General features: G+C 72.2%; 21 protein-coding genes. 10 read left to right on the top strand and 11 right to left on the bottom strand.

Annotated features, from left to right (window positions below; translation table 11 throughout):
• Positions 1-9: 9 nt before the first annotated feature.
• The gene (locus ACTIF1_RS07165; RefSeq protein ID WP_439595704.1) at positions 10-981 is read right to left on the bottom strand and encodes a tripartite tricarboxylate transporter substrate binding protein; all 972 of its coding nucleotides are present in this window, start codon (positions 979-981) and stop codon (positions 10-12) included.
• A 198-nt stretch (positions 982-1,179) separates the two neighbouring features.
• Here ACTIF1_RS07165 and ACTIF1_RS07160 point away from each other — a divergent pair, with 198 nt between their 5' ends.
• Complete coding sequence (locus tag ACTIF1_RS07160; protein WP_439595703.1) at positions 1,180-1,713, top strand: hypothetical protein; 534 nt, start codon at positions 1,180-1,182, stop codon at positions 1,711-1,713.
• Here ACTIF1_RS07160 and denD read toward each other — a convergent pair.
• Complete coding sequence (gene denD / locus ACTIF1_RS07155) at positions 1,633-2,619, bottom strand: D-erythronate dehydrogenase (protein ID WP_439595702.1); 987 nt, start codon at positions 2,617-2,619, stop codon at positions 1,633-1,635. The two genes, ACTIF1_RS07160 and denD, sit on opposite strands and share 81 nt — an antisense overlap.
• 118 nt (positions 2,620-2,737) lie before the next feature.
• Between denD and ACTIF1_RS07150 the strand changes: the two genes are divergently transcribed.
• From ACTIF1_RS07150 to ACTIF1_RS07140, 3 genes are all read left to right on the top strand, one after another.
• Positions 2,738-3,907, top strand: a complete 1,170-nt coding sequence (locus ACTIF1_RS07150; RefSeq protein WP_439595701.1) for a diaminopropionate ammonia-lyase — start codon at positions 2,738-2,740, stop codon at positions 3,905-3,907.
• An 84-nt stretch (positions 3,908-3,991) separates the two neighbouring features.
• A complete protein-coding gene (locus ACTIF1_RS07145; protein ID WP_439595700.1) occupies positions 3,992-4,981 on the top strand; it encodes a Bug family tripartite tricarboxylate transporter substrate binding protein in 990 nt (329 codons plus the stop codon).
• 117 nt (positions 4,982-5,098) lie between these two features.
• A complete protein-coding gene (locus ACTIF1_RS07140) occupies positions 5,099-6,100 on the top strand; it encodes a Bug family tripartite tricarboxylate transporter substrate binding protein (RefSeq protein WP_439595699.1) in 1,002 nt (333 codons plus the stop codon).
• 4 nt (positions 6,101-6,104) lie between these two features.
• Here ACTIF1_RS07140 and ACTIF1_RS07135 read toward each other — a convergent pair whose 3' ends face one another.
• Both ACTIF1_RS07135 and ACTIF1_RS07130 read right to left on the bottom strand, forming a co-directional pair.
• Complete coding sequence (locus tag ACTIF1_RS07135) at positions 6,105-7,775, bottom strand: acyl-CoA dehydrogenase family protein (protein WP_439595698.1); 1,671 nt, start codon at positions 7,773-7,775, stop codon at positions 6,105-6,107.
• The gene (locus ACTIF1_RS07130) at positions 7,772-9,055 is read right to left on the bottom strand and encodes an ABC transporter substrate-binding protein (RefSeq protein ID WP_439595697.1); all 1,284 of its coding nucleotides are present in this window, start codon (positions 9,053-9,055) and stop codon (positions 7,772-7,774) included. Before ACTIF1_RS07130 ends, ACTIF1_RS07135 begins: the two co-directional genes overlap by 4 nt.
• Before the next feature lie 162 nt (positions 9,056-9,217).
• Between ACTIF1_RS07130 and ACTIF1_RS07125 the strand changes: the two genes are divergently transcribed.
• From ACTIF1_RS07125 to ACTIF1_RS07105, 5 genes are all read left to right on the top strand, one after another.
• The gene (locus ACTIF1_RS07125) at positions 9,218-10,216 is read left to right on the top strand and encodes an NAD(P)H-quinone oxidoreductase (protein ID WP_439595887.1); all 999 of its coding nucleotides are present in this window, start codon (positions 9,218-9,220) and stop codon (positions 10,214-10,216) included.
• 10 nt (positions 10,217-10,226) lie between these two features.
• Positions 10,227-10,424, top strand: a complete 198-nt coding sequence (locus ACTIF1_RS07120) for a hypothetical protein (protein ID WP_439595696.1) — start codon at positions 10,227-10,229, stop codon at positions 10,422-10,424.
• Between the two features lie 10 nt (positions 10,425-10,434).
• Positions 10,435-11,790, top strand: coding sequence for an NAD(P)H-dependent oxidoreductase (locus tag ACTIF1_RS07115; RefSeq protein ID WP_439595695.1), 1,356 nt, complete (start codon positions 10,435-10,437; stop codon positions 11,788-11,790).
• Between the two features lie 121 nt (positions 11,791-11,911).
• Positions 11,912-12,769 (top strand): DMT family transporter, encoded by an 858-nt coding sequence (locus ACTIF1_RS07110; RefSeq protein WP_439595694.1) that lies wholly within the window; start codon positions 11,912-11,914, stop codon positions 12,767-12,769.
• Positions 12,766-13,533 (top strand): alpha/beta fold hydrolase, encoded by a 768-nt coding sequence (locus ACTIF1_RS07105; protein ID WP_439595693.1) that lies wholly within the window; start codon positions 12,766-12,768, stop codon positions 13,531-13,533. The genes ACTIF1_RS07110 and ACTIF1_RS07105 overlap by 4 nt, the downstream gene beginning before the upstream one ends.
• A 4-nt stretch (positions 13,534-13,537) precedes the next feature.
• Here the strand turns inward: ACTIF1_RS07105 and ACTIF1_RS07100 are convergent, their stop codons facing one another.
• Together ACTIF1_RS07100 and ACTIF1_RS07095 are read right to left on the bottom strand one after the other, a co-directional pair.
• Complete coding sequence (locus ACTIF1_RS07100) at positions 13,538-13,738, bottom strand: hypothetical protein (protein WP_439595692.1); 201 nt, start codon at positions 13,736-13,738, stop codon at positions 13,538-13,540.
• 88 nt (positions 13,739-13,826) lie between these two features.
• Positions 13,827-14,723: a metallophosphoesterase gene (locus tag ACTIF1_RS07095; protein WP_439595691.1), complete on the bottom strand. Its 897-nt coding sequence runs from the start codon at positions 14,721-14,723 to the stop codon at positions 13,827-13,829.
• Between the two features lie 60 nt (positions 14,724-14,783).
• Between ACTIF1_RS07095 and ACTIF1_RS07090 the strand changes: the two genes are divergently transcribed.
• Positions 14,784-15,983, top strand: a complete 1,200-nt coding sequence (locus ACTIF1_RS07090) for an FAD-binding domain-containing protein (protein WP_439595690.1) — start codon at positions 14,784-14,786, stop codon at positions 15,981-15,983.
• Here the strand turns inward: ACTIF1_RS07090 and ACTIF1_RS07085 are convergent.
• The 5 genes from ACTIF1_RS07085 to dctP all read right to left on the bottom strand — a co-directional run bounded on the left by ACTIF1_RS07085 (position 15,925) and on the right by dctP (position 20,600).
• Positions 15,925-16,602, bottom strand: a complete 678-nt coding sequence (locus ACTIF1_RS07085) for a DNA-3-methyladenine glycosylase family protein (RefSeq protein ID WP_439595886.1) — start codon at positions 16,600-16,602, stop codon at positions 15,925-15,927. The genes ACTIF1_RS07090 and ACTIF1_RS07085 overlap by 59 nt on opposite strands.
• Positions 16,602-17,879, bottom strand: a complete 1,278-nt coding sequence (locus ACTIF1_RS07080; RefSeq protein ID WP_439595689.1) for a TRAP transporter large permease — start codon at positions 17,877-17,879, stop codon at positions 16,602-16,604. Before ACTIF1_RS07080 ends, ACTIF1_RS07085 begins: the two co-directional genes overlap by 1 nt.
• Complete coding sequence (locus ACTIF1_RS07075; protein WP_439595688.1) at positions 17,876-18,472, bottom strand: TRAP transporter small permease; 597 nt, start codon at positions 18,470-18,472, stop codon at positions 17,876-17,878. Before ACTIF1_RS07075 ends, ACTIF1_RS07080 begins: the two co-directional genes overlap by 4 nt.
• A gap of 58 nt (positions 18,473-18,530) precedes the next feature.
• Positions 18,531-19,502, bottom strand: a complete 972-nt coding sequence (locus ACTIF1_RS07070) for a DctP family TRAP transporter solute-binding subunit (RefSeq protein WP_439595687.1) — start codon at positions 19,500-19,502, stop codon at positions 18,531-18,533.
• A gap of 132 nt (positions 19,503-19,634) precedes the next feature.
• Complete coding sequence (gene dctP / locus ACTIF1_RS07065) at positions 19,635-20,600, bottom strand: TRAP transporter substrate-binding protein DctP (protein WP_439595686.1); 966 nt, start codon at positions 20,598-20,600, stop codon at positions 19,635-19,637.
• Positions 20,601-20,653 lie beyond the last annotated feature (53 nt).

The raw sequence follows: 20,653 nt of genomic DNA, 5'->3' as shown, positions 1-20,653 counted from the left end.
GCCGGGCGGCTATTGCCGCCAGGGCCGCCGCTGCCACAGCCCCTGCAGTACCGCATGGTCGGCCCGCATCATGTCGCGGTAATCCTTGCCGACGAGCGGCCGCAGCGGCAGGCCGGTACGCTCGGCATCCGCGATCAGCGCGGGGTCGGCCAGCGCCTCGCGGAAGGCCGTCTCCAGCTTCACGCGGATCTCCTCCGGCAGGCCCGGCGGCGCGCCGATGCCGCGGGCGGAGCCGCCCAGCACGTCGTAGCCCTGTTCCTTGAAGGTGGGCACCTGGCCGGTCGGCGCCCAGCGCGCCGGGCCGCCCTGCGCCAGGCAGCGCACCCGGCCCTCCCGCAGCAGGGCCACGCCCTCGCTCATGTTGAAGCTGCCGACGGGCAGGCTGCCGCCCAGCACGTCACGCTGCACCGGCGCGGTGCCGTTATAGGGGATATGCAGCAGGCGGACCCCGGCCGCCTCCTCGAAACTCAGCTGCAGCATGTGGTCGTCGGAGCCGATGCCGGCGGTGCCGACGCCGATGCCTTCCGGATTCCGCCGCGCGGCTTCCTTCAGGTCGTCCAGCGTGCGCCAGGGGCTGTCGGCGCGCACCCAGAAGCCGCCGGGATCGTCCACCACATTGGCGATATAGGTGAAGTCCTCCGGCCGGTAGCGCGGCGTGCGCTCCACCGCGATGGCGTGCATCGCCGTATTGGTCAGGGCGCCCAGCGTGTAGCCATCCGGCGCCGCATTGAACAAGGCCTCGAAGCCCAGCTGCCCGGCGGCGCCGGGGCGGTTGACGATGGCGAAGCGCGCGCCGGGCAGGCGCGGCGTCACGAAATGCACGATGGGGCGGACCATATTGTCCACGCCGCCGCCGGGCGGGAAGGGGACGATGACCTCGATGGCGCGGTCGCCGGGCCAGGCGGCCTGGGCCAGGCGCGGCGCGGCGAGGGTGGCCGCGGATGCGGCGGCGGCACCCAGCAGGGTGCGGCGGGTGGTCATGGGCGGGTCCTCCCGGGGACGATTTCCGCCAGCATGGCGCCGCGGGCCGCCGCGCGCAACCGCTTGAAGTGGCGGCAAAATTCGTTCTACACGCCGGAACGGCCGCCACAGGCACAGCCGATGGCGGCCAGAGCCATCGCATCCTGGCCACCGCGCGGCGCGCCGCCGCATGCTGAGGGGAAAGCAGGAGAGACCGACATGGCCCGACGCCCCGCCCTGGCCGCCATCTTCGCCCCGATCCTCGCCCCGATCCTCGCCGCCGGCCCCGCTTTGGCGCAGACGCCCTTTCCCTGTCGGCTGGCGGCGGAGGGGAAGGACAGCCACCTGGTCGCCGAACGCTTCGAACTGGTGGTGCAGGCCGAGCCCCGCGCGGCGGCGCGTACCGAATACTGGATGGTGGTGCGCAACCCGCATCCCTGGCCCGCCGCCGTGCTGACCGGCATCAGCCTGCCCGGGGTGGTGGAGGCGCCGGCCGAGCCGGTGAAGGTGCCGCCGCGGCGCACGGCGGAGGTGCTGATCGGCTGGTTCCCGCTCGACATGTCCCGCGGCCGCCGCGCGCCCCCGCTGATCGAGGAGGTGCGCGCCGCCATGACCATCCCCTTCTGCGAGGTGCTGCGGCCCGAGGCCCTGGCCGGCCCGGCCGCCGCCGCCTCAGCCGGCGGCGCGGTCCCGGCGCGTCGCCTCCAGGTCGTCCGCGATGAAGGCGCGGATGATCTCCGGCAGCGTTTCTGACCGCACGAAGCCGAGGCCCGGGGCGCGGGTCGCGGCGAAGGCGGCTGGCCAGCCGGCGACGATCGCCTCCACCTCCGCATCCGGCACATGCCGGGCCAGGGCGCGGGCCTCGGGGCCTGCCACCTCCTCCAGCGCCACCAGCATCTCCGCGATGCTGGCCGAGAGGCCCGGCGGGTTGATGCCGCGGTCGCGGCCGAGCGCCGCGCTGTCCATCCCCGCCGCATGCGCCAGCCAATCCACCGCCCGCCGCGGCGAGCAGACCCAGACCCGGAAATCCTCCGCCACCGGATACTGCGCCGGCAGGCCCAGCAGCGGCTCCCGCAGCACGGCGGAGACGAAGGAGGAGGCGGCGCGGTTCGGCCGGCCGGGCCGCACCATCACCGTGGGCAGCCGGATCGAGACGACATCGAGAAAGCCGCGCCGGGTCGCATCCGCCAGCAGCAGCTCGCCGATCGCCTTCTGGGCGCCGTAGCTGTTGGTGGGAAGCTGCCGCGCCTCGTCCGGCACCATGGCGGACTGACCGCCATCGAAGGAGGCGACGGAGGAGGTGAAGACCACGCGCGGCGGGTGGGGAAGTTTGCGACAGACATCGATCAGCGCCTGCGTGCCGGCGATGTTGACCCGGATGCCCAGGTCGTAATCGGCCTCCGCCGCCGCGGAAACCACGGCCGCCAGATGCACCACGAGCCCGGTGCCGGGCGGGATGGCGCGGGCGAGATCCGCGGCATCGGCCACGTCGCCGGCCAGGCAATGGACGGGGAAGGGGGAAGCGAGCGGCGCGGGCTGGTGCAGGTCGAAGAGCGTCAGGGCGGTGATGGGCTTGCCGCCCACCGCGCCATCGGCCGCCAGCCGCGCCGCCAGCTTGCGGCCCAGAAAGCCGCCGCCGCCCAGGATGGTCACCTGCATGGCCTTGTCCTCATTCCCGATTCCAGGTGGCCAAATTGCCGGGGCGCGGGCGCGCCGCCAAGCACCCCCGGCACGGCCGGCGTTGCCCCCCTGCGCCCGGCGGGCCACTCTGCCCCGCATGATTCCCGATCGCCCCGCCCGCCTCCTGCTCAACCGCCGCCACGGCACGCCCGGCGTGGTGGTGCTGCCGGAGGCCAGTTTCCGCCGCGCCAGGGCGGAAATCACCGGCTGGCCCGGCTATGCGCCGACGCCGCTGCTGGCGCTCCAGGATGTGGCCGCCGCCGCGCGGGTCGCCGCCGTGCATTACAAGGACGAGGCCGGGCGCTTCGGCCTCGGCAGCTTCAAGGCCCTGGGCGGCGCCTATGCCGTGGCGCGGCTGCTGGTGGCGGAGCTGGCCCGTCGCGGGGTGGCCAATGCCGCCACCACGGCGGAACTCGCCGGCGGCGCGCATCGCGATGCGGTGCGGGAGATCACGGTGACCTGCGCCACGGACGGCAATCATGGCCGCTCCGTCGCCTGGGGCGCGGAGCGGCTGGGCTGCCGTTGCGTCATCTTCGTGCATGAGACGGTCAGCCAGGGCCGCCGCGATGCCATCGCCCGCTATGGCGCCGAGATCCGCGTGGTGCCCGGCAATTACGACGATGCGGTGCGGGAGGCCGCGCGCACGGCCGAGGCCGAGGGCTGGTTCGTCGTCTCGGACACCTCCTACGAAGGCTATACCGAGATCCCGCGCGACGTGATGCAGGGCTACCGCCTGATGGTGGAGGAGGCCGCGGACCAGCTGGGGGACCAGGCGCCGACCCATGCCTTCATCCAGGGCGGCGTCGGCGGGGTGGCGGCGGCAGTCGCCATCCACCTCCGCGCACGCTTCGGCGCGGAGGTGAAGATCATCGTCGTGGAGCCCGAAAAGGCCGCCTGCCTGCTGGCCAGCGCCGAGGCCGGGGCGGCGGTGGCGGTGGAAGGCGAGCTGGATACGCTGATGGCGGGCCTCGCCTGCGGCGAGCCTAGCCTGCTCGCCTGGCAGGAGCTGGAGCGCGGTGCCTTCGCCTTCATGACCGTCCCGGATGCCAGTGCGGTGGACTGCATGCGCCTGCTGGCGCGCCGCAGGCCGGAGATCGAGGCCGGGGAAAGCGCCGTGGCCGGGCTGGCGGCCCTTCTGCTGGCGGCGCGGGAGCCGCTGAGCCGCGCCATGCTGGGGCTGCAGGCGGAAAGCCGGGTGCTGCTCTTCGGCACCGAGGGGGCCACCGACCCGGATCTCTACGCAAGCTTGATCCATCCCTCGGATTGACCTGGCTTTGCTGCGGCGCGACATGCCGGGAACCCCAGGGCGCGCTGCGGCGCTGCCCGAACGTTCCAACTGGAGAAACGCCCCATGAACCGCCGCAAGCTCCTCGGCGCCGGCCTGGCCGCCATCGCCACCCCGCTGGCCGCCCCCGCCCTGATCGCCCCGGCCCATGCCCAGGGCAATTGGCCGAGCCAGCCGATCCGCCTGGTGGTGCCCTTCGCCGCCGGCGGCCCGACCGATATCCCCGCCCGCCTTTTCGCCGAGCGCATGGGCGCCGCCCTGCCGCAGCGCATCATCGTGGAGAATCGCACCGGCGCCGGCGTGCTGGTGGGCACCGAGGTGGTCGCCAAGGCGACCGATGGCCATACCTTCCTCTATACCACCGTGGCGCATGCCGTCCTCCGCGCCCTGTTCCAGCGCCTGCCCTTCGACCCCGAGGCGGATTTCGTGCCGGTGGCGCTGGTCGGCGTGATCCCGATGCTGATCACCGTGGGCAAGGATTCGCGGATCCGTGACCTCGCCGGCCTGCAGGCGGCGCTGAAGGCGGATCCGGGCGGCATGACCTATGCCTCCTCCGGCAATGGCGGCGCGCTGCACCTGGCGACGGAGCTGATGCTGCGCCGGATGGAGGCGCGCGCCCTGCACGTGCCCTATCGCGGCACGGCGGCGGCCATGCCGGATGTGCTGAACGGCACCATCCCGCTGATCGTCGATGTCGCCACCACCGCCGTGCCCTATGCCCAGCGCGGCGAGACCCGCGCGCTCGCGGTGATGGACACGGCGCGCCTGCCGCAGCTGCCGGACGTGCCGACCACGGCCGAGGCCGGTTTTGCGGGCCTCGAGGCCTATACCTGGCACATGGTGCTGGCGCCGAAGGGCACGCCGGCCCCGGTGGTGCAGAGCATGAACCGCGCCCTGATGCAGGTGGCGTCGGAGGCCGCGGTGCAGCAGCGCCTGTCCGACCTCGCCATGCGCCTGGTCACCGACAGCACGCCCGATTCCGCCGCCGCCTGGCTGCGGGACGAGACGCAGAAGTGGTCCGCCGTGGTGCGCGAGGCGAATATCACCATCAACTGAGACCACCCCAGGCCCACCGGCCCGGCGATCCTTGTTGACGCCGGGCCGCCCTCTCCCCGACTGTTCCACCCAAGAATTCAAATGGGCGGCACGGATCGCCCCGGGGAGAACATGTCCATGACGAATCCCATCCTCAACCGCCGACAGATCCTGGCCCTCGGCGCCGGCGCGCTGGCCGCGCCGGGACTGCTGGTGCGCCCGGCCGCCGCCCAGCCGGCCTGGCCCAGCCAGCCCGTGCGCATGGTGGTGCCCTTTGCCGCCGGCGGCCCCACGGATGTGCCGGCCCGCCTGCTGGCGGAGGAGATGTCCAAGGCCCTGCCGAACCGCATCGTGGTCGAGAACCGCACCGGCTCCGGCGTGGTGATCGGCACGGATGTGGTGGCGAAGGGGCCGCAGGACGGCTCCATGCTGCTCTACTCCACGGTGGCCCATGCGGTGACGCGGGCCATGTTCCCCTCGCTGCCCTTCGACCCGATCGCCGATTTCACCCCATGCGCCCTGGTCGGCCAGGTGCCGGTCATCCTGCTGGTGAACAACGATTTCCCGGCCCGGACGCTGGCCGAGTTCATCGCCCAGCTGAAGGAGAATCCGGGCAGGTACGACTATGCCTCCTCCGGCAATGGCGGCGCGGTGCATCTGGCGACGGAGCTGTTCCTGCACGCCGCGGGCGGGCTGCGGGCGAACCATGTGCCCTATCGCGGCAGCTCCGCCGCGCTGCCGGACGTGCTGTCCGGCCGCGTGCCGATGATCTTCGACATCGCCGCCTCCGCGCTGCCCTATGCGCGGTCGGGCCAGCTGCGGGCTCTGGGCATCAGCACGCGGGAACGCTCGCCGCTGGCGCCCGAGATCCCGACCATGATCGAGCAGGGCGTGGCGGGCTACGAGGCCTATACCTGGCACATGGTGCTGGCCCGCAGCGGCACGCCGCCCGCCATCATCCAGCAGGTGAACCGTGCGGTGAATGCCGCCGTCAGCCTGCCCGCGGTGAAGGAGCGGCTGCTCGGCATGGCCATGCAGGTGGTCTCCGACAGCACCCCCGATTCCGCCGCCGCCTATCTGCGCAGCGAGATCGGGGTCTGGGAGCCGCTGGTGCGCGCGGCGGGCATCCGGGCGAGCTGAGGCGTCAGGCGCCGGGGTCGGTCCAGAACCCCTCCGGCACCGTCTCCGCCTCCGCCGCCAGCGGGTCGCGTGGCAGCACCCGGTGGCGCAGCACGAGGCGGGCCAGCTCCAGCCGGCCCGCATCCTGCAGCCGCCTCGCCTCCCAGGCCATCGCGGCGGCGGAGGTCAGGTGATAGAGGGCGGAGGCCGCCTGGCGGGCCGAAGCCGGGTCCTCCTGCGCCCGCTCGGCCAGGGCCAGGGCGCGGTCCAGCGCCTCGGGGGCCTCGGGCAGGTCGGCGCCATGGCCCAGCAGGCCCAGCACATGCCGGCGCAGCACCGGCAGCGCCGCCTCCCGCTTCGCGGCGCGCAGCACATCCAGCGCCACGATATTGCTGGTGCCTTCCCAGATGCTGCCGAGATGCGCATCCCGCAGCAGCCGGGCATCCGGCCATTCCTCGATATAGCCGCAGCCGCCGCGCACCTCCATCGCATCGCCGGTGACGCGGCGCGCATCGCGGCAGGCGCGGAACTTCATCAATGGCGTCAGGATGCGGAGCAGGGGATAGGCGCCGTCCTCGCCCAGATCGGCACGCCGCAGCGCCTCCGCCGCCTGGAACATCAGGCTGCGCGCCTGCTCCATCGGCAGCGTCATCTTGGACAGCTGGCGGCGCATCAGCGGCATGTCCACCAGGCGCTGGCCGAAGGCGCGGCGGCGATGCGCGACGAAGAGCGCCTCCGTCACCGCGCGGCGCATCAGCCCGGCGGCGCGCATGCCATTCGACAGGCGGGAATTGTTGACCATGTCGGCCATCTGCCGGAAGCCGGCCTCGGGGTCGCCCACCAGATAGGCCGTGGCGCCTTCCAGCCGGATCTCGCCGCTGGCCATGGACCGCGTGCCGAGCTTGGGCTTCAGCCGCAGGATGCGATAGGCATTGTCGCTGCCATCCGGCAGCACCCTGGGCAGCAGGAACAGGGACACGCCGGCAAGCCCCGGCCCCGCGCCCTCCCGCCGCGCCAGCACCATGGCGAGGCCGGCATCCGGGTTGGAGCAGAACCACTTGTCGCCGGTCAGCGTCCAGCTTCCATCGGGCCTCGGCGCGGCCATCACGGCGGTTGCGGCAATATCGCTGCCGGCGCCCTGTTCCGTCATGAACATCGCGCCGTGGTGCAGCGCATCCAGGTCCTGGCTGGTCAGCGCCGGCAGGTAGAGCGCGACCAGCGCCGGGTCGCCGAAGCGGCGCAGCGTGCGCGTCAGGCTGTCGGTCATGGAGACCGGGCAGCACAGGCCGAATTCCGCCTGCACCAGAAGATAGGTGATCAGGTACTTGGCCGCTGGCGGCATCGGCGCCGGCCAGCCCAGCACGCCGGCGCGATGCGACAGGGCCGCCAGGCCGTATTCGCCGAAGGCGAGCCGCTCCATCTCGCGATAGGCCGGGTGATATTCGATGTGCTGCCGGTCCGCGCCGCGTCGGTCGCGGCTGTGCAGCACGGGCGGGTTGCGATCCGCGATGGCGGCCAGCTCATCCAGCCTTCCGCCGGCCAGCCCGCCCAGCCGGTCCAGATGCGGCCGCAGATGCGCCAGCAGATCGGGCGGCAGATAGAGCCCGGCCAGGCGCTCCAGCATCGGATCGGCGCGCCAAAGGTTCAGGCCGCGGCTGTCGGGAACCGCCTCCGGCCCCTGCGGAGCCGGATTCACGGCCCCAGCCGGCTCAGCGCCTCGGCAATCGCGGCCTCGGCCGGGGCGATCACCACCTGGCGCAGGCCGGGCGGGCTGCCCGGCGTGGCGGGGGCGGGCTGCCATTGGCAGAGCGGTGGCCGGGCGCGCAGGTTCTGGCCGCGCTCGTCGAAGCGCGCGCCCCAGCCGCAGGCGGTGCTGCCCTCGGCGATATCGGTGGCCAGCACGGCGGCGCGGATACGGTCCCGGTCCGGGCTGCCGGCGCGATGCAGCGCATCCAGCACCACCCGCGCCCCGGTGAAGCAGGCCAGGCCGTGGCCGGAGCGGGGTTCCGCGCCATAGCGGCGCAGATAGGCCTCGGCATAGGCCCGCGCGCCGGGCGCCACCCGCTCATTCACGGCGGAAGGTGTGAAATCCGCGCTCATCGTGCCGGTGAAGTCCGCGCCGATGCTGCGCGCGGTCTCGGCCAGGCCGTAGCCGCCGGCGGTGCCGATCACCATGCGCGGCCGCCAGTTCGCATCGCGCATGGCGCGGAACAGCAGCACCTCGTCGCCCGGCGCGCCGCTATGCAGCACCACCTCCGCATCCAGCCCGCGCAGCCGCTGCACCAGCGCCGCCAGGTCGGTCGGCCGCGGCGCATAGGCGGCGCGCTGCGCCAGGGTCCAACCCCGTTCGCCGATCGACGCCTCCTGCGCCGCGGCCACGGATTGCGCGCCCAGCACATCCTCCTGCGCGATGGCCAGGCGCAGCGAGGCCGGGCTCCGCGCCAGGGCGGTGGCCAGCAGCGCCACCCCATCCAGCGCCGTGGCGGCGAAATCCGCGGCGCGGGGGGCGACGCGGAAGACCCAGCGGAAGCCGCGTTCCATCACCGCATCGCCGGTGGCGCCGAGCTCGAAATAGGGCAGGCCCGCCAGCTCCGCGACCTGGGAGGCGGGCAGGGCGATGGCGGTGCTGAAGCTGCCGAGGATGGCGGCGACGCGATCCGGCCCCTGCGCCAGGCGGCGCGCCTCATTCGTGGCGGCGGCCTCGTCCGGCGCATCGGCGCGGACCAGGCGGATGGCGCGGCCGAAGACGCCGCCTGCGGCATTGCGGTCCTCCACGGCCAGCTCCACGCCGCGGAAGGATTCGTCGCCGAACAGGGCCGCCGGCCCGCTCAGGGGAAACAGCGCGCCCAGGCGAAGCTCCGCCGCGCCGGGCGTCGGCGCCTGCGCGCGCGCCGGCGCGCCAAGCGCCGAAAGGCCCAGCCCAGACCCCCCCGAAATGGCCAGCCCGCCGAAACGCCGGCGGCCGAAGCCCTGCATGCTGATCCCTTTCCCCGGGGCGCCCGGATGAGTTTCCCATGCGCCGCGCCGCGCGCACAACCCCGCGGGCCGCGGCGGGCAGCCTTGACGGGCCGCGCCGCCGCATGGTCCCTCGGGGCCCTGCCCAGCCGAGGAACCGCCATGCCCAGCCTGCCCGCCGAGATGACGCTGATCGACCACACCCAGGGCGGCACCGGCAAGGGCGGCGGGCCGGAGGTGCTGGTCGCCGCCCGCGGCCCGGTGCCCCAGCCGGCGGCGGATGAGGTGCTGATCCGCACCGAGGCGGTGGGCGTGAACCGCCCGGACGTGGCGCAGCGCAACGGCAGCTATCCGCCGCCGCCCGGCGCCAGCCCGGTGCTCGGCCTGGAATGCGCCGGGGAGGTCGTGGCGGTGGGCGCCGCGGTGACGCGCTGGAAGATCGGCGACAAGGTCTGCGCGCTGACCAATGGCGGCGCCTATGCCGCGTATTGCGCCGCACCCGAGGCGCAGACGCTGCCCTGGCCCGCCGGCTTCGACGCGCTGCACGCCGCCGCCCTGCCCGAGACCTATTTTACCGTCTGGGCCAATGTCTTCGGCCATGGCCGGCTGGCGGCGGGCGAGACCATCCTGATCCATGGCGGCACCAGCGGCATCGGCGTGACCGCCATTCAATTGGCGAAAGCCTTCGGCGCGACGGTCTATGCGACGGCGGGCAGCGCGGAAAAGGTGGCGGCCTGCCTGGAGCTCGGGGCGGATGCGGCGATCGACTACAAGACCGAGGATTTCGCCGAGCGCGTGAAGGCGCTGACCGGCGGGAAGGGCGTGGACGTCGTGCTCGACATGGTCGGCGCGCCGTATTTTTCGAAGAACATCCGCAGCCTGCGGATGGATGGCCGGCTGGTGATGATCGCCTTCCTGAACGGCCATGTGGCGGAACAGGTGGACCTGCGGCCGATCATGGTGAAGCGCCTGACCGTCACCGGCAGCACCATGCGGCCGCGCAGCACGGCGCAGAAGGGGGAGATCGCGCAGGCGCTGGAGGCCAAGGTCTGGCCGCTGCTGGCGCAGGGCAAGGCGGCGCCGCGCATCTTCCGCACCTTCCCGCTGGCCGAAGCCGCCGAGGCGCATCGGCTGATGGAAAGCAGCACCCATATCGGCAAGATCATGCTGACCACAGGCTGAGGGGGGGGCCGTGACGCTCTGGCTGGTCTTCGCCGCGGCGCTGCTGCTGCTGGGCCTGGCGGTGCGGCTGCGCGACCGCGCGCTGCGCCGGGCCGGGCAGGGGCTGGCGGTGCTGATGGCGCTGACCGCCACGCTGCTGCTGGCCCGCCGCCCCGGCACCGCGTTGCCGCTGCCGGGATCGCGGCCGCGGCCCTGGTATTCGCCCTGAGGAGCCTCGGATGAACCTGCACCGCCTGTTGCTGAAGCGCGAGGCCGAAGGCCGCCCCGTGCGCGTCGCCGTCATTGGCGCGGGCAAGTTCGGCTCCATGTTCCTGCATCAGGCGCCGCGCACGCCGGGGCTGCATGTGCTAGGCATCGCCGATCTCTCCATCCCCAATGCCCGCGCCGCGCTGGCGCGCATCCATTGGGCGCCCGAGGCCGGCGCCGCCCCCGATGCCGCGACCGCGGCCCGCACCGGCGCCACCTGGCTGACCGAGGACAGCCTGGCGCTGATCGCCGATCCCCATGTGGAGGTGGTGGTGGAGGCCACGGGCGACCCCGCCGCCGGCCTGGTCCATGCGCGCCACGCCATCCGCCACGGCAAGCATGTGGTGATGGTGAATGTCGAGGCGGACGTGCTGGCCGGCCCCCTGCTGGCGCGGGAGGCCGCGGCGGCGGGCCTCGTCTATTCCATGGCCTATGGCGACCAGCCGGCTTTGGTGGCGGAACTGGTCGACACCATCCGCGCCGGCGGTTTTTCGGTGGTCGCCGCCGGCAAGGGCACGAAATACCTGCCGGCCTATCACGCCAGCACGCCGGAGACGGTCTGGGATTTCTACGGGCTGACGGCGGAGCAGGCGCGTGCGGGGGCGATGAATCCGCGCATGTTCAACTCCTTCCTCGATGGCACCAAGTCCGGCATCGAGATGGCGGCGATCGCCAATGCCACCGGCCTCGCCCCGCCCGAGGATGGCCTGGCCTTCCCGCCCGCCGGCACCAGCCAGCTGCCGGACCTGCTGCGCCCGCATAACGAGGGCGGCATCCTGGCCCGCAAGGGCGTGGTGGAGGTGGTCTCCTCCCTCACGCGCGACGGCGCCGAGATCCCGGACAACCTGCGCTGGGGCGTCTATGTGGTCTTCGAGGGCGATACCGAATACGCCCGCCGCTGCTTCGCCGAATACGGCGTGGCCACCGATTCCAGCGGACGCTACGCCGCGCTCTGGCGGCCCTATCACTTCATCGGGCTCGAGCTCGGCGTCTCCGTCGCCTCCGCCGCGCTGCGGCGGGAGGCGACGGGCAGTTCGGAAAGCTGGGCGGCCGATTGCGTCGCCATCGCCAAGCGCGACCTACGGCCGGGCGAGGTGCTGGATGGCGAGGGCGGCGCCATGGTCTGGGGCAAATGCATCCCGGCCGCGCGGTCGCTGGCGCTGGGCGCCGTGCCGATCGGGCTGGCGCATGGCGTGGCGCTGGCCCGCGCGGTGCCGGCGGGGGCGCTGGTGACGGAGGCGGATCTGCAACCCCGGCGACCCGGTGGCGCCGGCCAGGCGGCGCGGGAGATGCGGGCGGCGCTGGTTGCGCTCGGGGCGCGCGCATAGTTGCGCACCTCGCCCCAATACATGCGGATCGACAATCGACAATTGTTGAATTGTAAGCTCAATCGCACAAATCCAGGCTTTTCCCGACGCGACGGGCGCGGTTAGGTTAACAGCAATGCCCATGGCGTCTGCCTTCCGGCTGCTTTTCGCAGCCGTCATCCTGTTTGGCGGTGCCTGGCCCATCACCAAGGCTGCGCTGGCGGATGCGTCCCCCCTGTGGTTCGGCACGGGGCGATCCGCGCTGGCGGCGCTGGGGGCGGCCATCCTGCTGGCGGCCCTGGGCCGGCTGCGCTTTCCGGTGGCGGAGGACCGCCGGGCGGTGCTCTTCCTTGGCCTGTTCCAGCTCGGCGGCTTCTTCGCGCTGACCCATCTGGCGGTGGCGCTGGTGCCGGCCGGGCGCACCGCGGTGCTGTCCAATGTCGTCACCTATTGGCTCATCCCGCTCTCCGTCCTGGTGCTGGGGGAGAAGGTCTCCGCCGCGCGCTGGTTCGCAGCGGGGCTGGGGCTGGCCGGCGCGGGCGTGCTGATCGGCCCCTGGTCGGTGGACTGGACGCAGCGGGATGCGCTGGTCGGCCACCTGATGCTGGTGCTGGCCGGGCTGCTCTGGACCATCGCCATCATCGCCTCCCGCAAATGGCCGCCGCGCACGCCGATGTTCGAGCTGCTGCCCTGGTGCTTCGGCATCGGCGCGCTGCTGCTGGTGCCGATCACGCTGGTGCTGGAGCCGGATGGCGGCGTCGGGCTCAGCTCCTGGCCCTATCTTCTCTATATCGGCCTCTTCGCGGCGCCGATCGGCACCTGGTGCGTGATCGAGGCCGGCCGCAAGCTGCCGGGGGCCGTGGCCTCCGTGGGCTTCCTGATGGTGCCGGCCTTCGGCGTGCTGGTCTCCACCCTCTGGCTCGGCGAGCCGCTGGGCTGGGATGTGATCGTGGGGGGCGGGCTGATCGTGGCCTCGGTCGTCCTGGCGGCCCGCGGATGAAGCTCGTGGTCGCCGAAGCGGGGCAGGGGCCCGCCGTCGTGCTGCTGCACGGTCTGCTGGGCGCCGGCCAGAACTTTGGCGCCATCCAGAGGCAATTGGCGGCGGAGGGCTTCCGCGTGCTGGCGCTGGACCTGCGCAACCACGGCACCTCCCCGCATGCCGCCGGCATGGCCTATGCCGATATGGCCGCGGATGTGGCGGAGACGCTGCAGGCGGAGGGCGCCTGGCCCGCCTCCGTGATCGGCCATTCGATGGGCGGCAAGGTGGCCATGGCGCTCGCCTTGACGCGGCCGGAGGGGGTGGCGCGGCTGCTGGTGGCGGATATCGCCCCCGTCGCCTATCCGGCGCCGCTGTTCAACGCCTATATCGCCGCCATGCGCGGGCTGGAGCTGCGCCCCGGCCTTGCGCGGCGGGAGGCGGATGCAGCCCTGGCGCCGGCGGTGCCCGCCGCGCCGCTGCGCGCCTTCCTGCTGCAGAACCTGGATTTTGCCCGCAACCCGCCGGCCTGGCGCATCGGGCTGGAGGAGATTGCCGCCGGCATGCCGGAGATCGGCGGCTGGCCCGACCTGCCGGGGCGCTATGAGGGGCAGGTCCTGGTGCTGGCCGGCGACCGTTCCGACTATATCCGGCCGGAGCATGCGCCGCTGTTCCAGCGCCTGTTTCCCGCCGCGACCCATGCCAGCATTCCCGCCGGGCACTGGCTGCATGCCGAGAATCCGCAGGCCTTCCTCGCGACTGTACGAGGGTTCCTGCGCGGGCTGTGACGGTTCAGGAGCCGCCGCGCAGGCCGGGGCGGGCTTCCTCCACCGCCTGGTCGCCCGGCGGCGGGCCGTCCTGCTCGGCGTTCCAGCCGCCGCCATAGCTGAAGGCCACCACGCCGCCGGTCACGCTATCCAGCGCCGCATCCTCCAGCGGCACCGGGCCCGGCGGCGTCTTGGTCGGCCCGGCTGGTGTCTTGCGATCCGTCATGGCCATTCCTCCGCCTCTCCTGGGCCAGCAGGACAGCACATGATGTACCGTCGCGTGAAGTATCAAGAAAGTTGACTGCCGCCGCGCGTCAGCCCAGGCGGACCAGCGTGATCTCCGGCGGCACGCCCATCCGCACCGGCAGGATCGAGGTGCCGAGCCCGCCCGAGACGACCAGGTGCTTCCCCGCCTCCTCCACATGCCCATAGGCATAGCGATTGCCGAAGGCGGAGGGGACATAGGGCGAGAAACCCGCCACCCGCACCTGCCCGCCATGCGTATGGCCACACAGCGTCAGCGCGACGCGATCCGCCGGCACATCGGGGAAGATATCGGGCTCATGGCAGAGCAGGATCACCGGGTCCCGGTCCTGCACCCCGGCCAGGGTACGGCCGAGGTGGTTGGCGCCGAGGTAGCGGCCGTCATCGGTCTCCCGGAAGGCCCAGAGGCTGCCGCTGCCGGCCACCCAGAAGCCGCGGCCGCGGAAGCCGGTCTTCACCGCCGCATTGTGCAGCACGGAGATCCCGGCCTCCGCCAGCACGCGCGCGGTGCGCGGCACGCCGCGGCGGAAGCGCTGCACCTGCGGGTCCTCCCACCAGTCGTGATTGCCCAGCACGGCATGCACGCCATGCGGCGCGCGCAGGCCGCGCAGCACGGCGGCCGTCTCCGCCACCGGGATGCCGTGCCGAACCAGCCGGCCGCCGCCCATGTAGTCGCCCAGCAGCACCACGAGATCCGGCTGCAGGGCATTGGTGGCGGCAACAATCTCGGCCACCCGCTGCAGCGGCATCTGCGGCTCGCAGGCATGGAGATCGGCGAGCGACGCGATGGTGATGGGCCTGTCGCGCGGCCAGTTCGGCGGGTTCAGCCGGTATTCGGCCACGCCCAGCCGGTAGGTGGGCTCGATCCAGAAGCCGTAGAGCCCGCCCACGGCGCTCGCCGCGGTCATTCCGCCCATCAGGGTCAGCAGCGCGCGACGGGTGGACATGATGCTGCCTTCAAGCTGGCCTCGGTTGCGGGATGGCGAAGCGGGCCGATCTAGGCCTGCATGACGATGGAAGACTTCCCCGCGGATCGCGCCGCGGCGCTGCGGCAGCTGGCCGCCTTCGGCCCGCGCATGGGGCCTGATTACGGGGCTGGCCGCAATATCGACCCCGGTCCAGGGCAGCCCGGCGCCGTCTCCCGCCTCTCCCCCGCGCTGCGCCACCGGCTGGTGACGGAGGCGGAGGTGGTGGGCACGGCGCTGCATCGGCATGGCGCGCAGGTGGCCGGAAAATTCATCGAGGAGGTCTTCTGGCGCAGCTACTGGAAAGGCTTTCTCGCATTGCGCCCGGCCCTCTGGGCGGATTACCGGGCGGAGCTGTCGCGCGAGCTGGCGCGGCTGGAGGCGGAGCCGGCGCTGCGGGCGGGCTACGACCGCGCGGTGCAGGGTGCCACCGGCATCGCCGGTTTCGACGACTGGGCGCGGGAACTGCGCGACTCGCATTGGCTGCACAACCACGCGCGCATGTGCTTCGCCAGCATCTGGATCTTCTCGCTTCGCCTGCCCTGGACGCTGGGCGCGGACTTTTTCCTGCGGCACCTGCTGGACGGCGATGCGGCCAGCAATACCCTGTCCTGGCGCTGGGTCGCGGGGCTGCATACGGCGGACAAGCCCTATGTCGCGCGGGCCGAGACCATCCGCCGCTGCTCGGCGGAGCGCTTCGCCCCGGCCGGCCAGATCGACGAGAACCCGGCCCCGCTGCCTTTTCGGCCGCCGCCGGCGCCCTGCCCGCTGCCGGTCCAGGGTCCGCTGCCGGAGGGCCCCGTCGCGCTGCTGCTGCATGAGGACGACCTGCATCCCGAAAGCCTGCTGCCCGCCGGGCTGAAGGTCCGCGCCATCGCCGGCTTCGCGGTGCCGGAGGCGCGCTCCCCGCTCGGCTGCGCGCCGGGCGTCGCACGTCATGCCTGGCAGGCGCTGGCCGATGGCCTGGCCCGCGCCGGCCGACATTTCGGCGCCCCCGCCATCGCCCTGGCGCCGGAGGCCGTGGCCGGCTGGGCGGCGGACCATGGCCTGCCGGTGGTGACGCCGGAGGCGCCGGTGGGCTGGACGGCGACGGCGCTGGAGGGGCTGGGCATCCCCCTGCATCCCATCCGCCGTGACTGGGACGCGGCCTGCTGGCCCGAAGCGACGAAGGGCTATTTCGCCTTCAGGCAGCGGATTCCCGCCTGGCTCGACCTGCTGGCGCCTTCGCCGCCTTCGGCTTGAGCCGCCGCAGCTTGTCCGCATCCGCCGCGCGCCAGAGGTACCAGGCGGCGATGCTGCGCCAGGGCGCCCAGGCCGCGCCGATCTCGGCCAGCTCCTTCGGCTTCGGCTGGGCCTCCAGACCGGCGGATACCTTCCAGCCCTCCCGGACGCCGAAATCATCCACGGGCAGCACGTCCGGGCGGCCGAGGGTGAATATGAGAAACATCTCCACCGTCCAGCGGCCGACGCCGCGGATGGCGACCAGCCGCTCGATCAGCGCCTCGTCCGAAAGCCGCGCCGCTGCCTCGCTGCTCGGCACCAGCCCGCCCACCGCCTTCTCCGCGATGTCGCGGATGGCGGCGACCTTGTTGCCCGAGAGGCCGCAGCCGCGCATCGCCTCCACCGGCGTCTGCAGCACCAGAGCGGGCGGCGGAAAATCGTGCCCGGGGTACAGCGCGACGAAGCGACCCAGAATCGCCTCCGCCGCGCGGCCATGCACCTGCTGGTGCGTGATGGCGCTGACCAGCGCCTGGTAGGGCTCCCGCACCACCGGCTCCAGCGTGCAGGGCCCGATGCGGCGGATCACCGCCTTCAGCACCGGGTCCCGCCGCAGGTGGCGCAGCGCGGCGGGGGTGGCGATCACCGGAAGACCAGGTGCGGCAGCGCCATGGTGATCCAGGGCAGGTAGGTGATGACCATCAGGCAGGCGAAGATGACGCCGATGAAGATCGGCAGGTAGCGCATCATCTTGTCCACGCCGGTGCCGGCCACCTGCGCCGCGGCGAAGAGGTTCACGCCGAAGGGCGGCGTGATCATGCCCATCGCCAGGTTCACCACCATGATGGTGCCGAAATGCACGCCATCGATGCCGAAACGCTCCGCCGCCTCGGCCAGGATCGGCGCCAGCACGATGATGGAGGCGCTGGTCTCGACGAACATGCCGACCACGAACAGGAACAGGTTCACGCCCAGCAGGTACATGCCCGCGCCGTCGAAGGTGGCGACCAGCCAGGCGGCCGCCGCATCCGGCACGCCCTGCCGGTTCAGCAGCCAGGAGAAGACGGCCGCGCAGGCGATGATGAACAGGATCACCGCGCTGCTGATCACAGACTTGCGGAAGATCGGGTACAGGTCGCGCCAGCCGATCTCGCGATGCACCGCCATGCCGACCAGGATGGCATAGGCGACCGCGACGACGCTGGCCTCCGTCGGCGTGGTGATGCCGCCATAGATGCCGCCCAGCACGACCACCGGCATGAACAGCGCGAAGCCGGCCTGGCGCGTGGCGGTCAGGAAGGGCAGGCGGCCCTCGCCATCCTGCTTGCCCCAGCCCTTGATGCGGCACCAGATCAGCACCGTGGCGACCAGCGCGCCGGAGATCATGATGCCCGGCCCGATGCCGGCGATGAACAGCTCCGGGATGCTGACCTGCGCCGTGACGCCATAGAGGATCATCGGGATCGACGGCGGGATGATGACGCCGAGCTCCGCCGCGGTCGCCTGCAGGGCGGCGGCGAAGGCCACCGGATAGCCGGCGCGGACCAGGGCCGGGATCATGATGGCGCCCACCGCGAAGGTGGTGGCGACGGAGCTGCCGCTGATGGCCGCGAAGATCATGCAGGTGACGACGCAGGTGGCGGGCAGCCCGCCCTGGATGCCGCCCACGATGGATTGCGCGAAGGCGACCAGGCGGCGGGAGATGCCGCCCACATCCATCAGGTTGCCGGCCAGGATGAAGAAGGGAATGGCGGCCAGCGGGAACTTGTCCAGCGCCACGAAAAGCTGCTGCGCCGCGACGATCAGCGGGAAGTTGGTATAGCCATGGATGCCGACGATGGCGGCAAGCCCGATGGCGACGGCGACCGGCACGCTGATGGCGAACAGCACCAGCATCACGGTGAGCATCATGCCGCTCATGCGGCGTACTCCAGCTCGGCTTCGCGCCGGTCGAGGAAATGGGCGACGGCGCCGATCATGGCGAAGACGGCGCCGATCGGGATCGCCGCATAGCCCCAGGACATCGAGACCTCGAGCCCCGCCATCTCCTGGAACTGCACGCGCTGCGCCATGGTCCAGCCGAACCAGAACATGATGCCCATGAGGGACAGGGAGCAGGCCAGCGCCGCCGCCTCCAGCCCCCGCCGCAGGGCGCCGGAGGACAGGCGATGCGCCACGTCGATGGAGACCAGCGCGCCGCCGCGCAGCGCCAGCGCCACGCCGAGATAGGCCATCCAGATCAGCGCCGTGCGCACCAGCGCCTCCGACCATATCGAGGGCGTTTCCGTGGCGAAGCGGGCGATCACCTGCCACAGCCCGGCCGCCGCCGCGATGGCCAGCGCCAGGCAGGCGAGGAGGGCGGCGAGGCCGGTGGTGATGCGGTCGAGCCCCAGCACGGCGGAGCGCAAGGCGCCCCTGGCGCCACCCCCGGAGCCTGCCCAGAGTGCCAGTAGCACGACGGCGAGCGTCACCGCCCCCGTCACCTGCAATGGCACCACGTTCATCATGTTCATCGCGTGGATTCCGGAGGCTGGAAGGGCAGGGCGCGCGGCCCTGCCGAAGGTCGAAGTCTCAATTGGCGCGCCATTCGCGGATGCGGCGCAGCGTCGCGGCATCCAGCGTCCGCTCCCATTCGGCGAAGGCGGGGGCCAGGGCGGCCTGGAAGGCGGCCGTGTCCACCTCCGTCACCACCGTCATGCCGCGGCGGCGCAGCTCGGCCACGCCCGCTTCCTCATCCGCCGTGACGCGGGCGCGGTTGGCGGCCTGCGCTTCCCGCGCCGCCTGCTGGAACAGGGCGCGATCGGCCGCGTTGAAGCGCGCCACCATGGCCGGGTTGCAGATCATCACCTGCGGCGAATAGACGTGGCGCGTCATGGTGAAGTGGCGCTGCACCTGGTTCAGGTTGTTCGCCACGATGACGGAGATCGGATTCTCCTGCCCATCCACCGTGCCCTGCTGCAGGGCCGGCAACAGTTCGGAGAAGGCCATGGGCGTGGGCAGCGCGCCCAGCGTGGTGAAGGCCCGGATATGCACCTGGTTCTCCATGGTGCGGATCTTCATGCCGCGCAGGTCGGCCGGGGTATGCACCTCGCGCCGCGAATTGGTCAGGTTGCGGAAGCCGTTCTCGATCCAGACCACGCCGACCAGGCCGCGCGCATTGAAGCGCGAGAGGACCTGCTGGCCGATCTCGGAATCCAGCACGCCGCGCGCATGGGTGGCGTCGCGGAACAGGAAGGGCACGTCGAAGATCCGCACCTCCGGCACGAAGTTGCCGACCGGGCCGGTGGAGGTGAAGGTGCAGTCGATGGTGCCGATCTGCACGCTCTCGACCATCTCGCGCTCATTGTCGTTGCGCTGGGTGGTGACGCTGTAGCGCCCGCCGGTCAGCCGCTCCAGCGCCGACTTGAAGGTGCTGGCGCCGACGCCCGTGTGGCTGTCGAGCGGCAGGGCATGCTGCACGGTCAGTTGCGTCTGCGCCTGCGCCGGCAGCGCGAAGGGCAGCAGGAGCGCGGCGGCAAGCGCCGCGCGATGGATGGTCTTCACGGACGGACTCCCCCAGGGACTGCGCGCCGTTGGTTCGGCGCTGCATGCTTCACCGGTATAGATGCATTGCGGTTGCGGCATCAATCCCGGGGGGGCGGGGCGCGGCGTGTCCCGCGCCCCGTCAGGCCAGGCTCAGTTCGCGCGCCAGTCGCGGATGCGGCGCAGCAGCGCGCCGTCCAGTGTGCGCTCATACTCGGTGAAGGCGGCGGCCAGCGCGGTCTGGAAGGCGGCGGCATCCACCTGCGTCACCACCGTCATGCCGCGGCGGCGCAGCTCGTCCACGCCGGACTGCTCATCGGCCGTCACGCGCGCGCGGTTGGCGGCCGCACCGGCCTTGGCGGCCTCCATGAAGGCGGCGCGGTCGGCGGCCGTCATGCGCGCCAGCATCTGCGGATTGCAGATCAGGATCGCCGGCGAATAGACGTGGCCGGTCAGCGTCAGGTAGCGCTGCACCTGGTTCAGGTTGTTCGCCACGATGACCGGGATCGGATTCTCCTGGCCGTCCACCGTGCCCTGCTGCAGGGCGGGCACCAGCTCGGAGAAGGCCATCGGCGTCGGCAGCGCGCCGAGGGTGGAGAAGGCGCGCATATGCACCTGGTTCTCCATCGTGCGCACCTTCAGCCCGCGCACATCGGCCGGCGTATTCACCTCGCGCCGCGAATTGGTCAGGTGGCGAAAGCCGTTCTCCATCCAGACCACGCCGGTGAGGCCGCGGGCGGCGAAGCGGCCGAGCATCTGCTGGCCGATTTCCGAATCCAGCACGCCGCGGGCATGGGCGGTGTCGCGGAACAGGAAGGGCACGTCGAGGTTGCGCGTCTCCGGCACGAAATTGCCGACCGGGCCGGTGGAGGTGATGACGCATTCGATCGTGCCGATCTGCGCGCTCTCGATCGCCTCGCGCTCATTGTCGTTGCGCTGGATCACGACGGTGTAGCGGCCGCCGGAGGCACGCTCGAAGGCCTCCTTCAGCGCGGTGGCGCCGGCGCCGTAGTGGCTGTTCAGCGGCAGCGGGTGCTGGATGGTGATTTGCGTCTGGGCCAGGGCCGGCGCGGCCAGCGGCAAGGCGAGGGCGGCGGCCAGGGCCAGCCGGCGGGACATGGTGATCAAAGGCGTCTCTCCCCAGGGACTGGGGCGCCCTTGGCGGCGCCCCT

The organism is Falsiroseomonas sp. (assembly GCF_051860665.1).
GTDB lineage: Bacteria > Pseudomonadota > Alphaproteobacteria > Acetobacterales > Acetobacteraceae > Falsiroseomonas.
This window is presented reverse-complemented; position numbering and strand designations above follow the sequence as displayed.

Coding starts and splice junctions, on each gene's coding strand:
- ACTIF1_RS07165 (WP_439595704.1), bottom strand. CDS start 981: ATGACCACCCGCCGCACCCTGCTGGGTGCCGCCGCCGCATCCGCGGCC.
- ACTIF1_RS07160 (WP_439595703.1), top strand. CDS start 1,180: ATGGCCCGACGCCCCGCCCTGGCCGCCATCTTCGCCCCGATCCTCGCC.
- denD (WP_439595702.1), bottom strand. CDS start 2,619: ATGCAGGTGACCATCCTGGGCGGCGGCGGCTTTCTGGGCCGCAAGCTG.
- ACTIF1_RS07150 (WP_439595701.1), top strand. CDS start 2,738: ATGATTCCCGATCGCCCCGCCCGCCTCCTGCTCAACCGCCGCCACGGC.
- ACTIF1_RS07145 (WP_439595700.1), top strand. CDS start 3,992: ATGAACCGCCGCAAGCTCCTCGGCGCCGGCCTGGCCGCCATCGCCACC.
- ACTIF1_RS07140 (WP_439595699.1), top strand. CDS start 5,099: ATGACGAATCCCATCCTCAACCGCCGACAGATCCTGGCCCTCGGCGCC.
- ACTIF1_RS07130 (WP_439595697.1), bottom strand. CDS start 9,055: ATGCAGGGCTTCGGCCGCCGGCGTTTCGGCGGGCTGGCCATTTCGGGG.
- ACTIF1_RS07125 (WP_439595887.1), top strand. CDS start 9,218: ATGACGCTGATCGACCACACCCAGGGCGGCACCGGCAAGGGCGGCGGG.
- ACTIF1_RS07115 (WP_439595695.1), top strand. CDS start 10,435: ATGAACCTGCACCGCCTGTTGCTGAAGCGCGAGGCCGAAGGCCGCCCC.
- ACTIF1_RS07110 (WP_439595694.1), top strand. CDS start 11,912: ATGGCGTCTGCCTTCCGGCTGCTTTTCGCAGCCGTCATCCTGTTTGGC.
- ACTIF1_RS07105 (WP_439595693.1), top strand. CDS start 12,766: ATGAAGCTCGTGGTCGCCGAAGCGGGGCAGGGGCCCGCCGTCGTGCTG.
- ACTIF1_RS07100 (WP_439595692.1), bottom strand. CDS start 13,738: ATGACGGATCGCAAGACACCAGCCGGGCCGACCAAGACGCCGCCGGGC.
- ACTIF1_RS07095 (WP_439595691.1), bottom strand. CDS start 14,723: ATGTCCACCCGTCGCGCGCTGCTGACCCTGATGGGCGGAATGACCGCG.
- ACTIF1_RS07090 (WP_439595690.1), top strand. CDS start 14,784: ATGACGATGGAAGACTTCCCCGCGGATCGCGCCGCGGCGCTGCGGCAG.
- ACTIF1_RS07080 (WP_439595689.1), bottom strand. CDS start 17,879: ATGAGCGGCATGATGCTCACCGTGATGCTGGTGCTGTTCGCCATCAGC.
- ACTIF1_RS07075 (WP_439595688.1), bottom strand. CDS start 18,472: ATGAACATGATGAACGTGGTGCCATTGCAGGTGACGGGGGCGGTGACG.
- dctP (WP_439595686.1), bottom strand. CDS start 20,600: ATGTCCCGCCGGCTGGCCCTGGCCGCCGCCCTCGCCTTGCCGCTGGCC.